Source organism: Methylobacterium sp. 88A (genome assembly GCF_000376345.1).
GTDB classification, from domain to species: domain Bacteria; phylum Pseudomonadota; class Alphaproteobacteria; order Rhizobiales; family Beijerinckiaceae; genus Methylobacterium; species Methylobacterium bullatum.
Genome location: NZ_AQVT01000001.1, coordinates 2,476,776 through 2,490,679 on the forward strand (window position 1 = coordinate 2,476,776; position 13,904 = coordinate 2,490,679).

The following is a 13,904-nucleotide window of genomic DNA, read 5'->3' on the forward strand; positions in this document are numbered from 1 at the left end:
TCGAGCAAAGGGTACCTCAGGATGAGGGGGGTCTCATTTGAGGCGGGCCTGGTCCGGCTGGATGCCGAGGGACAGGGGCGCCCCGTCGTCCAGGGCGGCCAGGCGCGACACCGCCATGCCGTGGAACCGGGTCAGGCCCTTGTACTCGACGAGTTCGGGCGGGAGGCTCGCCAGGACGCGGTGAAGGCGCTTGCGCCACTTCTCCACCCGCTCGATGTCCTGCAGACTGATCAGGTAGCAGCGGATGCCGAACAGGATCGCGTTGGAGCGCGGCAGGCGGAACAGGGTCTGCAGTTCCACGCGCAGGTGGAGCTTGCCCGCGATGTTCTCCGGGGTCACGGTGGTGCGGTCCGGCCCCCAATCGGGATAGTTCTCGGGCGACGTGTCGAGGCGCGGGTTGATCGTCATCGTCCAGTTCAGCCGGCGGACGGGATGCCCGTACTGTAGGCGCAGGAGATATTGCAGCGCCCGGTCGAACACCCCGATCTCGTGCGCCAGCGGCACCGGCCCGTGCCACTCGTGGAAGCTCATGCCGATATCGAATTCCAGCGACCAATCCGCCTGCGTGGTGACCATGCCGCCATCGACGTAGAGGTTGTCGTCCCGCTGATCCTGCAGGGTGAAGTCCCCTTGAGCCTGCCGGGTGATGTACTCGAACGGCTCGCAGGGCAGAGTGGACGCGTCGCCGAAGACGAAGCGTTGGTCGAGGCCCAGGGGGCGGTTGATCCAGTGCCAGGCGGTGCCGTCCCGCGTCAGGCTGAAATGCTCGGGGTAATCCGCCGACAGGCTCTCCATCAGGAGTTCGAGCGTGTCCCATTGCGCCGGCATCATGTGCGCCAGCACCTGGCATCGCTTCGGGTCGTGATCGAGGACGATCGCGCGCTCGCGGCATTCGGCGACGTAATGTTCGTCCACGTCGAATGCGTGTTCGAAGGCCGGCGACGTGCCCGCCTTCACATGCGGCTCGATGTTGACCGAGTACATATATTTGTCTTCGCCGAACGGAAACGGGAAGCGGAGCACCGCCGCGTCGCTGTTCCGGTAGGAGAAGTCGTCCCGGAACGTCTCGTCGGTCTTGAACTGAATACCCATCTCAGCTTCCCTTTACCAAGCGGCGCCGATCCCGGCCGACGGCCGGCATCGATGCGTTCGGCGGATGCCCGCCGCCGCGCGGTCGTCCGGTCTTAAAAATCGAGCACCAGGGTCTCGGATCTGGCCCGCGAGACGCAGGTCGCGATGAGGCGGCCCTCCGCCTTCTCGGCATCGGACAGGACGTGATCCCGGTGATCGGGGATGCCCTCCACGAGGGGCAGGAGGCAGACGCCGCAGGCGCCCCCCCGGCAGAGGCACGGAGCCTCGATGCCTTCGCCCTCCAGCGCTTCGAGCAGGGTCTGCGAGGCCCCGACCGCGATCGACCGGCCGGACCGCGCCAGGGTGACGGTGAACGGCTCGCCGCCCTTGTCCCCGCCGAAACTCTCGCGGTGGATCGCGTGCGGCGTCCAGCCGAGGCCGCGCGCCGTCTCCTCGACCGCGTCCATCAGGCCCTGAGGCCCGCAGGTATAGACATGGGTTCCCAGCGGCTGATCGGCCAGGATGGCGGCGAGATCCGGCCGCTCTCCCCGTCCGACGCCATGGACGTGGATGCCGGCCGCGTCCGAGCCGAGCAGGCCCCGGAAGGTCTCGACCTCGTCGGGGGCGCAGAACTGATGCAGTTCGTAGGCGGCGCCGCGCGACGCCAGGACCGGCCGGTAGGACAGGAACGGCGTCAGCCCAATGCCGCCGGCGATCAGGATGTGCTTGCGGGCGAGCGACGCGATCGGGAACAGGCTGGCCGGCGCGCTCAGCTCGACGGCGTCACCGATCTCGAGCCTGTCGTGCAGGAAGTGGGAGCCGCCGCGCGAGTCCGGAACCCGGCGGACGACGATCGCGTAGTGATCGCGCTGATCGGGCGGCGTCACCAGCGAATAGGCGTTCTGCCAGACCCGGTCCGGCCCCCGCAGGGTGACGAGGACATGCGCCCCCGGCGGCGATGTGGGAAACGCCCCGCCCTTCTCGGGAACGAAGCGGAACCGCTTCAGCGTCGGGTTCAGGCGTTCGATCTCGGCGACGCGCGCCGACAGCTTGCCGTCGAGGATCATGAATAGGCCTGCTCTGCCGGAGGGACTTCGCCGGCGACCTCGGCATCGATCTTGACCCCCATGAAGGCCGATAGGCGCCGCGAGAAATGATCCCGCACGAACAGGTTGGCGCCGCAGCCGTCGCATCGGACGATGGTGGTCGTCACGCCGTGATTGAAGGTCCGGCAATGGACGCAGGCCACGCGCCGCGCCCGTGTGCCGGAATGGCACTGGAAGATCTCCTGCTTGGTCATCCCCGCGCGCTGCGCCGTGTTGAAGACGTCCCACAGGAAATCCTCGGTCCCGCTCACGTAGAGCCGCAGACCCATGCGCTCCCGCGCGAGGCGATGGTCGAGGCGATCGATGAGGTGCCTCGGCGAACGGAACCCTCGTTCGTGAACGGTCTCGGAGGGTGGGATCCGGCCCTCCTGGTCGGGGCCTGCGACGGACCAGACCTCCACCTCCCTGTCGGGCGGGGCCCCGAAGCGGTAGGCGGGCGAATCCGACACCAACAGGTGGCGCAACCCGGACGGATCCATCGCCAGCGATTGATAGACCGGTCGGCTCTTGATGGACTGATCTGACATCGACCTCGACTCGACAATGGGCGGGGCGGCGGCCGGAGCGGAGGGCGCCGAACCAGAGGACCAATTCAGTCCCGTCGACAAAGCCGGCTCCGTCTTGCTTGCGCGGCGATCTGGTTCTTTAAGAGAATTTCATTTTCTCCAAGAGAACAACAATGTCAATCGCCGTTTTCGACCGGAATCCCGGCCAAGGAGTTTCGGCCAATGGGGCGGATGCCGGTTCGATGGGCGGCGGACACGTGTTTCGGCACCTGCTGCCGTCATGGTCCGCACTCCCGTGCGGGACGCGCAGGGTCGCAGGGCGTGCGCGCGAAAGCGAGAGGCCATGTCGACGATCCACTCGAATCGAGAAGCCCATCGCGGTCGGATCTCTCGTCATGCCCGCGATCGGCAGACATCCATGCCCATTTACTGGTCACATCTGCCCGAAAATCAAATCTCATGGAAAATTTCGATGCAATTCCACTGTTCGCTCGAGGGGGAGCCGCAATAGCGCTTGACAGCGGCTCAACCGAAGAGAAATGATTATTCCTGTAGAGAATTTCAGGAGTTCGACCGGCAGTCTTCCACTGACCTGATGTGTCGGGCTCGCATGAAACGTGCGCACCGGCGGTCGCGGCGCCCCGGCTATTCGGAAAGACTTCGTGTGACCCTCTCCGCAAGGACGGGAAATATCCATGTCGCCGACGATACATCGACACGCACATCCCTAGTTTGGAGTCCCTCACGAAACGTCCGGTCGGCGCCGGTCCTCGCTCCGGGCACGCCGGTGCGGCGGGAGTCTCGTGAGGAATACTCGAAAGTCTTTCGGAACACCCTTCTGCGGCGCCGATCCATTTGGCGGAGCGGCGCCCCGAGCCAGACGACACTCCGGATGCGCCACGACCCCGCCGAGACCGTGCGGACACGCATCGCCCCGGGATCACACCTTCGGCGAGGGCACGGGTCGATCCGGACCGAACCCTCGATACGACCAATGGAGAGCTGAATCATGAGCACCGGACTGGCATCCTCGGCAAAGCCCGTGGCGGGCTTCACGTCCCCCGCCACCGGGACGGCCGAAGACGGGAAGCTGCATCGCAGCATCAACTGGACGGGCGCGTTCTGGGTCGCGAGCGGTGTGCCCGCCCTCGTCCTGTTCTCGGTGGGCGGCATTGCCGGCAATACGGGTAAGCTCGCCTTCCTGATCTGGACGCTCTCCATGATCATGGGCTTCATCCAGTCCTTCACCTATGCGGAGATCGCCGGCCTGTTCCCGAACAAGTCGGGGGGCGCGTCGGTCTACGGGGCCGCGGCCTGGGTCCGCTACACCAAGCTGGTGGCGCCCCTCTCGGTCTGGTGCAACTGGTTCGCCTGGTCGCCGGTCCTGTCGCTGGGCTGTTCCATCGCGGCCTCCTACATCATCAACGCGGTGGCGCCGCAGCCCACGGCCACGTCGCCGGCCGTGGTGCAATGGCTCGCCACCAACGGTGCCGCCCTGCAGATGGCCGATGCCGACAAGGTGACGGCGGCCATCGCGGCCGTGGCGCCCGGCATCCGCACCTGGACCCTGTTCACCACCACCCTCGGCCCGGTCTCGCTCTCGCTGAACCTGGCCTTCTTCATCGGCGCCGCCCTCATGCTCGCGGTCTTCGCCGTGCAGCACCGCGGTATCCTCGGAACGGCGAACGTCCAGAAGTATATCGGTCTCCTCGTCATCATCCCGATGTTCATCGTCGGCGTGGTTCCGCTGCTGATCCACGGCGTGAACTGGGAGAACTTCTCTCCCCTCGTCCCCCTCGCCGCACCGGCCGCTCCCGCGCCGGGTGCCTGGAACATCACGGGCTGGACGCTGGTCCTCGGCAGCATGTTCATCGCGGCCTGGTCGACCTACGGGTTCGAGACGGCGATCTGCTACACCAGCGAGTTCCGTGATCCCGCCAAGGATACGTTCAAGGCGATCTTCTATTCGGGCCTGCTCTGCCTCCTGCTGTTCACCCTCGTGCCCTTCACCTTCCAGAGCATGCTCGGCGTCGAGGGGATGCTGGAGGCTTCCATCGTCGACGGGTCGGGTGTGGCGGCCGCACTGGCGCACATGGTCGGCGGCGGTCCCATCGTCGAGAACTTCCTCGTCATGCTGATGATCCTGGCCCTCGTGCTCTGCATCATGACGGCGATGGCGGGGTCCTCGCGCACCCTCTACCAGGGCTCGGCCGACGGCTGGCTGCCGCGCTACCTCAGCCATGTGAACGAGCATGGCGCGCCGACGCGGGCGATGTGGACCGATCTCGTCTTCAATCTCGCGATCCTGGCGATCGCCTGTGCCGATGCGACGAGTTTCTTCTTCATCCTGGCCGTGTCGAATTGCGGCTACATCATCTTCAACTTCCTCAACCTCAACTCGGCCTGGATCCACCGCATCGACTCGGCGCATATCCCGCGCCCCTACCGCGCACCGACCTTCGTCCTGGTGCTCGGCGGCGTCTTCGCCTTCGTGAACGTGATCTTCATGGGCGCGGGCGCGAAGGTCTGGAACCCGATCGCCCTCTGGGCCGGCCTGATCACCGCCGCCCTGATCATCCCGGTCTTCTGCTACCGCCACTATGTCCAGGACGGCGGCAAGTTCCCGGCCGAGATGTACGAGGACCTGCATGTCGGCCCCGAGGGGATGGTGAGCCGCCGCCGGGCGGGAATCCTGCCCTACCTGACGCTGGCCGCCGGCGTCGTGGTGCTCCTCCTCTCGAACTGGTTCTTCCAGCTCTGATCGAACCGGGCTGCCGGGGCCGTCGGCTCTGGCAGCCCGAACGCGAGACGAGACAGAGTCCGCCCAATCAAAAAACGGAACACTAAGGGACAGCCGCCATGAGCTACAAAGACCTTCCCCGCCAGTCGGCCCTCAACGAACGCCATCTGGCCCTGGGCTCGACACTCGACGCCGAGTGGAACGGGATGCCCATCCCCCAATCCTACCGCACCGACCGCTACGAGGAGACCACCATCGTCCGCTCGCGGGCGGGCTTGTTCGACGTCTCCGGCCTTCGCATCGTCAACGTCTCCGGTCCGGACGCGGAAGCGATGCTGAACGCGATGCTCACCAGCGACGTCGGCAAGATCGCGCAGGGCCGATCGGCCATCAGCAACATCGTCGACGAGAACGGCTCCCTGATCGACGACGTGCTGGTCTACCGCGACGGGCCGCAGGCCTTCCGCGTCTCGCATGGCGGCGGCAGCCTCGAAGACGTTCTTCCCGAATTCACCGAAGGCCGCGCCGTGGAGGCGGCCCGCGACGACGACGTCCACATCCTGTCGCTGCAGGGACCGCTGGCGCTCGCTATCCTCGCGCCGCACACGCCCTTCGACCTGCCGACGCTGAAGTATTTCGAGCATGTGCGCACGACGCTGTTCGGCCGCGACGTGTCCCTGGCGCGGGGCGGCTACTCGGCCGAGCGCGGCTACGAGGTGTTCTGCGCCGCCAAGGACGCCGTCGCCATCTGGGATGCGATCATGCAGGCCGGCGAGCCCTTCGGCATCGTGGCGGCCTCCTGGGACTGCCTCGACATCGTGCGCGTGGAGGGCGGCCTGCTGTTCTTCCCCTTCGACATGCCCAAACCCGACACCACGCCGTGGGAAATGGGCCTGGCCTGGACCGTCGACCTCGACAAGCCGGATTTCCGCGGCAAGGCCGCCCTGCTGGCGCGGAGGGGCACCGAGCGTTTCAGCCAGGTCGGCCTCGAGATCCTGCACCATGAGGCGGTGACGCCCGGCGCCAAGATCGTCAAGGACGGACTCGAGGTCGGCACCGTCAACAGCACCACCTACAGCCGCCACCTGATGAAGTCGCTGGGCCTCGCCCACCTGCCGCCGGAGCTCGCCGCCCTCGGCACGGAGGTCGAGGTCCGGACCGAGACCGGCCCGCTGGTCGCCAACGTGGTGCGGACGCCGTTCTACGACCCGATGCGCCTGCGCACCCATCCGGCCGACGAACGGACCGCCTGATACCGGGCGGCGTCCCCCTCCCCCCTGTGGCTACGGCCTGGACGGAGGGGGAACCCGCGGTACCGGCGAAATCGGCGGTCCTGCTTCCAGAGGCTCGCGCTCACGCAGGCCCCTTCCGCGAACGGAGACCGGCGACGGTCACGCACGGGCTTCGGTGAGGTCGTCCCAGAGCCGGTCGGCCGCATCGTTGCGGCAGTCGAGGGAGCGGAACAGCCTGATGTCGATGGGGATGTCGAACCGGTCCGGACCGGCGCGCACGAGCCTGCCGCGCGCCTGATCTTCGGCCGCCAGCGTCTGCGGCAGCCAGGCGATGCCGTGTCCGTTCCGCGCCATCGTCATGAGCGCCGCCGCCAGATGAGAGGTGAGCGCCGTCGCCGAATGGGCCGGCTCGCGATCCGGAAAGGCCGCGATGATGCGCCCGAGCCCCGAGGCCTGGCTGTATCTCAGATAGGGCAGAGGCGCCTCCGGCGTTCCCGGCAGCGACCATGTCGGGCCGCCGTCCGAGGTGGGCGCGCAGAGGGGAACCAGCAGGTCGTCGCCCAGGGACAGGCTCGGAAACCGCTCCGCTTCGAAGCGCGTCCGTGCATCCGGGTGATGGTGGCACAGGAGGAAGTGGACCTCGCCGGCGAGCATGATGGCTTCGCAGGCCTCCATGCTGTCAGAGATCAGGTTGAGGGTGCCCAGCGTCTGATGGTGCATCAGGCCGCGGATCCAGTTCGGAAAGAACGTGAACGACAGGGCGTGGGTCGCCGCGATGGAGAGCGTCGCCGTGTCCCGGGCGCCCACCTCCCGCGCGTCGCGTCGTGCCCGCTCCAGGCTGCGCATCATGTCCTGGGCCGCCGGCTGGAAGGCGAGCCCGGCCGGCGTGAGCACCGCCCCCTGCGGACCACGGGCGAACAGGGGCGTGCCGACCCAATCCTCAAGGGCGCGGATGCGCCGGCTGAAGGCCGGCTGCGTCACGCTCCGCGCCTCGGCCGCGCGCGAGAACGTCTTCTGCTCCGCCAGGGCGAGGAAGTCCTTCAGCCAGTCCAGATCCATCGATCAGCCAGTGTCCGTCAGCCCGTCCAGCCCGATGCCGACCGCGCATAGCGCGCACCGAACATGGCATTGGCCGAGCGACGGTGTCCAGGCGTAAGGACGGCATCAAGCCCCGCAAGAGGGATCACTAATCAAGCTGCCCGCTAAGTGGCAGATCAGGAGGAAACAGATCATGAAGTCATGGCTAAGCCGACTCTATGTTCAAGTCTTCATAGCAATCGTCATCGGCGGGCTCGTCGGGTATTTCCTGCCCGACGTCGCCGTCACGCTGCAGCCCCTGGCGGACGGCTTCATCAAGCTGATCAAGATGCTGCTCGCGCCGGTCATCTTCGGCACCATCGTCGTCGGCATCGCCAAGATGGGCAACCTGAAGGAGGTCGGCCGCATCGGTGTGCGCGCGCTCATCTACTTCGAGGTCGTCTCCACGCTGGCCCTCGTCATCGGCCTCGTGGTGGTCAACGTGATGCAGCCGGGCGTCGGCATGAACATCGACGCCACGCAGATCGACAGCAGCGCCATCGCCTCCTACGCCAAGCGGGCGGAAGCCCAGCCCGGCATCGTCGGCTTCTTCATGGACATCATCCCCTCGACGATGGTGGATGCCTTCGCCAAGGGCGCGATGCTGCAGATCATCCTGATCTCGCTGCTCTTCGGCGTCGCGCTGGTTCAGGCGGGCGAACGCGGCAAGCCGGTGGTCGTCGTCATCGACAGCCTGCTGGACGCGCTGTTCCGCATCGTCGCCATGGTGATGCGCCTGGCTCCCATCGGTGCGGGTGCCGGTGTCGCCTTCACCATCGGCAAGTACGGCTTCGGCACCGTCTGGTCCCTCGCCTACCTCATGCTCGGTGTCTACGTCACGTCGATCCTGTTCGTCGTGCTGGTTCTCGGCTCCGTCTGCGCCTGGACCGGGTTCTCCCTGGTCAAGGTTCTCGGCTTCTTCAAGGACGAGATCCTCATCACCTTCGGCACCTGCTCCACCGAGGCGGTGATGCCCCGGATGATGGCCAAGCTGGAGCGGGTGGGCTGCGAGAAGTCGGTGGTCGGCCTCGTGCTGCCCACCGGCTACACCTTCAACGCCGACGGCACCTGCATCTACCTGACCATGGCGGCGATCTTCGTCGCCCAGGCCACCAACACGCCGCTGGGCATCGGCGACCAGCTCGTCGTCCTGGGCGTGCTGCTCCTGACCTCGAAAGGGTCGGCGGGTGTCGCCGGGGCCGGGTTCGTCACCCTCGCCGCCACCCTGTCGAGCATCCACACCGTCCCGGTCGCCGGCCTCGTCCTTCTGCTGGGCGTCGATCGCTTCATGAACGAGGCGCGGGCGGTCACGAACCTGATCGGCAACGCGGTCGCCACCATCGCGGTCGCCAAGTGGGAAGGCGCCTTCGACCTGAACAAAGCGGAAGAAGCCTACCGCGACCGGGCCGCCGTCGCCTCCGAGAACGTCGTTCCCGACAGGGAAGCCGGGCATGCCCTGCCCCGCCCCGTGGCGGCCGCCCACTAGACCTTCCGACCGACCCCCGTTCCATCCCGTTCCCCTCACGCGAAATTCTTCGCATCTCAAGGAGAGCCACCATGCGTATCGTCGACGTCTGCGAGGTCACCAAGCCGATCTCCTCGCCCATCCGCAACGCCTATATCGACTTCTCGAAGATGACCGCCAGCCTCGTGGCCGTGGTCACGGACGTGGAGCGCGACGGCCGCCGGGTGGTGGGCTACGGCTTCAATTCCAACGGCCGCTATGGCCAGGGCGGCCTGATCCGCGAGCGCTTCAAGAACCGCATCCTCGAGGCCGACCCCAAGAGCGTGCTGAACGAGGCCGGCGACAACCTCGACCCGCACAAGCTCTGGGCGGCGATGATGACCAACGAGAAGCCCGGCGGCCACGGCGAGCGCTCGGTGGCGGTGGGCACCCTCGACATGGCGATCTGGGACGCCACCGCCAAGATCGCCGGCAAGCCGCTGTTCCGGATGCTCGCCGAGCAGAAGGGCGTCGAGGCCAATCCGCGCGTCTTCGTCTACGCGGCCGGCGGCTATTACTATCCCGGCAAGGACGACACCCAGCTGCGCGCCGAGATGCGCGGCTACCTCGACCGGGGCTACAACGTCGTGAAGATGAAGATCGGTGGCGTGCCGATCGAGGAGGACCAGCGCCGCATCGAGGCCGTGCTGAAGGAGATCGGCTCCCAGGCGCAGCTCGCCGTGGACGTGAACGGCCGCTTCAACCTCGAACAGGGCATCGCCTATGCCAAGATGCTGCGCCAGTACCCGCTGTTCTGGTACGAGGAGATCGGCGATCCCCTCGACTACGCCCTGCAGGCCGCGATCTCCGAGTTCTATCCCGGCCCGATGGCGACCGGCGAGAACCTGTTCTCGCACCAGGATGCCCGCAACCTCCTGCGCTACGGCGGCATGCGGCCCGACCGCGACTACCTGCAGTTCGACTGCGCCCTATCCTACGGACTCGTCGAGTATCTCCGCACCCTCGACGTGCTGGAGCAGTTCGGCTGGTCGCCCAAGCGCTGCATCCCGCATGGCGGTCACCAGATGTCGCTCAACATCGCGGCCGGCCTGGGGCTCGGCGGCAACGAGAGCTACCCGGACCTGTTCCAGCCCTATGGCGGTTTCCCGGACGGGGTGAAGGTCGAGGACGGCCACATCGTCATGCCCGAGCTTCCGGGCATCGGCTTCGAGGGCAAGTCGGACCTCATCAAGGTCATGCGCGAGCTCGCGGAGTAAGCGCCGATCGATCGCCGTGCGGGGTTCATCGAGCCCGGCACGGCCCCTCCCCCTGTCGCCTGGCCTCGGGCGACAGCCGTTCCTGCGAGCCGGTCAGCCGAGACGGGCCGGCCCCGGGGACGGCAAACCGGAATCGACGTGACGAGGAAATCCATACGATGCGTCCGCTCAGCGATGACGAGCGAGCCGTTCTGTCCGCTCTGACCGAAGACTTCGTCAGCGCCACCGTTATCAAGGTCAGGTCTGGTCTCCCGCGCGGAGAGCGGAACGAGAAAGTGCTCGAAGCCTGCCTGGGATTGGCGCAACGCGGTCTGGCCGAGCGGGCCGGCTCCGGGTTGCGGTCCACCCTCCGTTGGCGGAAAGCACGAGGTGGCTTCGCCCCGGAGCGGGAGCGCCACCTCCACGGAACACGCAACTGCGACGAGGCCCCATGACAGCGCATGTGAAGGCGGAGATCCTGCTGCTGAAGGCGATCCTTCCCGATACGATCCGAGCCCTCGACGAGCGCTTCGTCCTCCACCGCCTGGATCGGGCCACGGACCGGGACGCGTTCCTGGCGGAGGTCAGCCCAGCCATCCGCGGCGTGGTGGTGGGAGGACAGGCGCCGGCGGGAGCCGATCTCTTCGCGCGCCTCCCCGCCCTGGAGATCGTCGCGAATTTCGGTGTCGGCTACGACACGATCGACGTCGCGGCCGCCAAGGGGCGGGGCGCCGTCGTCACCAACACCCCGGACGTGCTCACCGAGGAGGTCGCCGACCTCGCCCTCGGCCTGCTCCTGGCCACCGTTCGCCGCATTCCCCAGGCCGACCGCTATCTCCGCGCGGGCGCCTGGCCGAAAGCCCCGTTTCCGCTCTCGCCCTCCCTGCGCGGGCGCCGCATCGGCATCCTCGGCCTCGGGCGGATCGGGCACGCCATCGCCACGCGCCTCGGCGGGTTCGGCTGCGCCATCGCCTATCACGGACGCCGCCGGCAACCCGAAGTGGCCTACGACTACCACCCGAGCGCGGTCGATCTGGCGCGCGCCTGCGACGTCCTGATGGTCGTCGCGCCCGGCGGTGGCGCCGGCCCCCTCGTCACCGCGGAGGTGCTGGGCGCCCTCGGACCCGACGGTATCCTGATCAACGTTGCGCGCGGCAGCCTCATCGACGAGCCTGCCTTGATCGCGGCCCTTGAGCAGGGCGTGATCCATTCCGCCGGTCTCGATGTGTTCGCGAACGAACCACGGGTTCCCGATGCCCTCGTGGCCTTGGACAACGTCGTTCTTCTGCCCCATGTGGGCTCGGCCACCCATCACACCCGCCGCGCCATGGGCAACCTCCTCGTGGACAACCTCGTTTCCTGGTTCGAGGGTCGGGGGCCAGTGACCCCCGTCGCCGAGACGCCCTGGCCGCCGAGCGCCGCCTGATCCCCAAACCCATCCGCGGAGCGCCATTCCCATGACATCACGCAGCTATCGCATCGCCGTCATTCCGGGCGACGGGATCGGCAAGGAGGTCGTGCCGGAGGGCGTGCGCGTCCTCGAAAAGGCCGCCAAGCGCCACGGCTTCAGCCTCGAGTTCGACTGGTTCGACTTCGCCAGCTGCGATTATTACGAGCGGCACGACCGGATGATGCCGGAAGACTGGAAGGCGCAGATCGGGGGCCACGACGCGATCTTCTTCGGCGCGGTCGGCATGCCGGACCGGGTGCCCGATCACGTCTCGCTCTGGGGCTCGCTGATCCTGTTCCGGCGGGAATTCGATCAATACGCCAACCTGCGCCCGGTGCGCCTGATGCCGGGGGTGAAGAGCCCGCTCGCCGATCGCAAGCCCGGCGACATCGATTTCTGGGTGGTCCGCGAGAACACGGAGGGCGAATACTCGAATGCGGGTGGGCGCATGTTCGCCGGCACCGACCGCGAATTCGCCCTGCAGGAGACGATCATGACGCGCCACGGCGTCGACCGCATCCTGAAATTTGCCTTCGAACTGGCCCAGAGCCGGCCGAAGAAGCACCTGACCTCGGCCACCAAGTCCAACGGCATCTCGATCACGATGCCCTATTGGGACGAGCGGGTGAAGGAGATGGCCAAGGCCTACCCGGACGTGGCCTGGGACCAGTACCATATCGACATCCTGACCGCCCATTTCGTGCTGAACCCGGACCGGTTCGACGTGGTCGTCGCCTCGAACCTGTTCGGCGACATCCTCTCCGATCTCGGCCCCGCCTGCACGGGCACGATCGGCATCGCACCCTCCGGCAACATCAACCCGGAGCGGCTCTTCCCCTCGGTGTTCGAGCCGGTGCACGGCTCGGCCCCCGACATCGCCGGCCAGGGCATCGCCAATCCCATCGGCCAGATCTGGTCCGGCTCGATGATGCTGGAGCATCTCGGTGAGCACGAGGCGGCCCGCGAGATCGTCACCGGGATCGAGCGCGTCCTCTCCGAGCGGACCCTGCGCACGCGCGATCTCGGCGGCAACGCCGATACCGAAGCCTGCGGCAGGGCGGTGGAAGAGGCCCTCGGATAAGGGCGTCCCCTCTGACGGCGTCTCGGTGACCCGGACCCATGGGTCGGGGTCACCGGGGCCCGGTATCAGACCTCAGGGACGGCCTGTAGCTCCGCCGAACTCGCCAGGATCGTCTCCTGCAACGCCGTCGCGACGGCATGCTGGCGGCCCGGGCCGAGGACCACGAACTCGACGTCGCCGATCGGTGGCAAACCGGCCAGTGTCGGGATCGGGGCAAGTCCCGGCGGCATGACCCTGGCCGAGTGCGGCGCGATGCCCAGACCCGCTTCGACGGCGGCGCGCACTCCCATCAGGCTGCCGCTGGTGCAGGCGATCCGCCAGGGACGGCCCGCCGCGTCGAGGGCATTGAGCGCCAGGGTGCGTGTCATCGAAGGCGGCGGATAGAGGACCAGGGGCAACGGCAGCGCAGGATTGGGAACGAAGCCCGGTCTGCCCGCCCAGATCAGTTCCTCTGCCCAGGCCAGTTCGCCGCGCGGGTCACCGCGTCGGCGCTTGCAGAAGATCACGTCCAGTTCGCCCGCATCGTAGCCCTGATAGAGGGTCCGGCTCAGCCCGACCGTCAGCTGTAGATCGACGGAGGGGTGGCGCTCGGCGAAGCGTGCCAGAACATGGGCCAGGGCCGACAGGGTGTAGTCTTCGGAGACGCCGAGGCGGATACGGCCGCGCAGGCCGCCTGGTGAGAAGAAGGCGCGAAGCCGGTCGTGCGCCTCCAGCACCTCCCGCGCGAAGCCGATCAGGGCCTGGCCGTCCGGCGTCGGGGCGACCCGATGCGTGTCCCGCATGAGGAGAGAGCGGTCCAGCGCCAGTTCCAGCCGCGCGATATGACCGCTGACCGTGGATTGCCGCACGCCGAGTGCCTGCGCCGCGGCCGTGAAGCTGCCGTTTTCGAGCACGGCCAGGAAGGAGCGGATGTGGTCGACGTTGAGGGTGCTCATCACGTT

Annotated in this window: 11 protein-coding genes; 6 read left to right on the top strand and 5 right to left on the bottom strand. The window is 67.3% G+C overall.

The features are described from left to right. Nucleotides 1-33 precede the first annotated feature (33 nt). From A3OM_RS0111825 to A3OM_RS0111835, 3 genes are all read right to left on the bottom strand, one after another. Nucleotides 34-1,092 (bottom strand): DUF3445 domain-containing protein, encoded by a 1,059-nt coding sequence (locus A3OM_RS0111825; protein ID WP_018043968.1) that lies wholly within the window; start codon nucleotides 1,090-1,092, stop codon nucleotides 34-36. Nucleotides 1,093-1,184: 92 nt separating this feature from the next. Further along, nucleotides 1,185-2,138: a PDR/VanB family oxidoreductase gene (locus tag A3OM_RS0111830; protein WP_018043969.1), complete on the bottom strand. Its 954-nt coding sequence runs from the start codon at nucleotides 2,136-2,138 to the stop codon at nucleotides 1,185-1,187. Then, a complete protein-coding gene (locus tag A3OM_RS0111835) occupies nucleotides 2,135-2,704 on the bottom strand; it encodes a dimethylamine monooxygenase subunit DmmA family protein (protein WP_018043970.1) in 570 nt (189 codons plus the stop codon). The genes A3OM_RS0111830 and A3OM_RS0111835 overlap by 4 nt, the downstream gene beginning before the upstream one ends. A gap of 988 nt (nucleotides 2,705-3,692) precedes the next feature. Between A3OM_RS0111835 and A3OM_RS0111840 the strand changes: the two genes are divergently transcribed. Together A3OM_RS0111840 and A3OM_RS0111845 are read left to right on the top strand one after the other, a co-directional pair. Beyond that, a complete protein-coding gene (locus A3OM_RS0111840; RefSeq protein ID WP_018043971.1) occupies nucleotides 3,693-5,444 on the top strand; it encodes an APC family permease in 1,752 nt (583 codons plus the stop codon). A gap of 98 nt (nucleotides 5,445-5,542) precedes the next feature. Continuing rightward, a complete protein-coding gene (locus tag A3OM_RS0111845; RefSeq protein ID WP_018043972.1) occupies nucleotides 5,543-6,676 on the top strand; it encodes an aminomethyltransferase family protein in 1,134 nt (377 codons plus the stop codon). A 138-nt stretch (nucleotides 6,677-6,814) separates the two neighbouring features. Here A3OM_RS0111845 and A3OM_RS0111850 read toward each other — a convergent pair whose 3' ends face one another. Next, complete coding sequence (locus A3OM_RS0111850; protein ID WP_018043973.1) at nucleotides 6,815-7,714, bottom strand: LysR family transcriptional regulator; 900 nt, start codon at nucleotides 7,712-7,714, stop codon at nucleotides 6,815-6,817. Between the two features lie 172 nt (nucleotides 7,715-7,886). Between A3OM_RS0111850 and dctA the strand changes: the two genes are divergently transcribed. The 4 genes from dctA to A3OM_RS0111875 all read left to right on the top strand — a co-directional run bounded on the left by dctA (nucleotide 7,887) and on the right by A3OM_RS0111875 (nucleotide 12,963). Beyond that, nucleotides 7,887-9,218, top strand: coding sequence for a C4-dicarboxylate transporter DctA (gene dctA, locus A3OM_RS23910; RefSeq protein WP_018043974.1), 1,332 nt, complete (start codon nucleotides 7,887-7,889; stop codon nucleotides 9,216-9,218). A 71-nt stretch (nucleotides 9,219-9,289) separates the two neighbouring features. Next, on the top strand, nucleotides 9,290-10,453 hold the full coding sequence (locus A3OM_RS0111860; protein ID WP_018043975.1) for a mandelate racemase/muconate lactonizing enzyme family protein: 1,164 nt from the start codon (nucleotides 9,290-9,292) through the stop codon (nucleotides 10,451-10,453). 430 nt (nucleotides 10,454-10,883) lie between these two features. Then, complete coding sequence (locus A3OM_RS0111870; protein ID WP_018043977.1) at nucleotides 10,884-11,858, top strand: 2-hydroxyacid dehydrogenase; 975 nt, start codon at nucleotides 10,884-10,886, stop codon at nucleotides 11,856-11,858. A gap of 31 nt (nucleotides 11,859-11,889) precedes the next feature. Next, nucleotides 11,890-12,963, top strand: a complete 1,074-nt coding sequence (locus A3OM_RS0111875; RefSeq protein WP_018043978.1) for a tartrate dehydrogenase — start codon at nucleotides 11,890-11,892, stop codon at nucleotides 12,961-12,963. Between the two features lie 65 nt (nucleotides 12,964-13,028). Here the strand turns inward: A3OM_RS0111875 and A3OM_RS0111880 are convergent, their stop codons facing one another. After that, nucleotides 13,029-13,898, bottom strand: a complete 870-nt coding sequence (locus tag A3OM_RS0111880) for a LysR family transcriptional regulator (RefSeq protein WP_018043979.1) — start codon at nucleotides 13,896-13,898, stop codon at nucleotides 13,029-13,031. Nucleotides 13,899-13,904 lie beyond the last annotated feature (6 nt).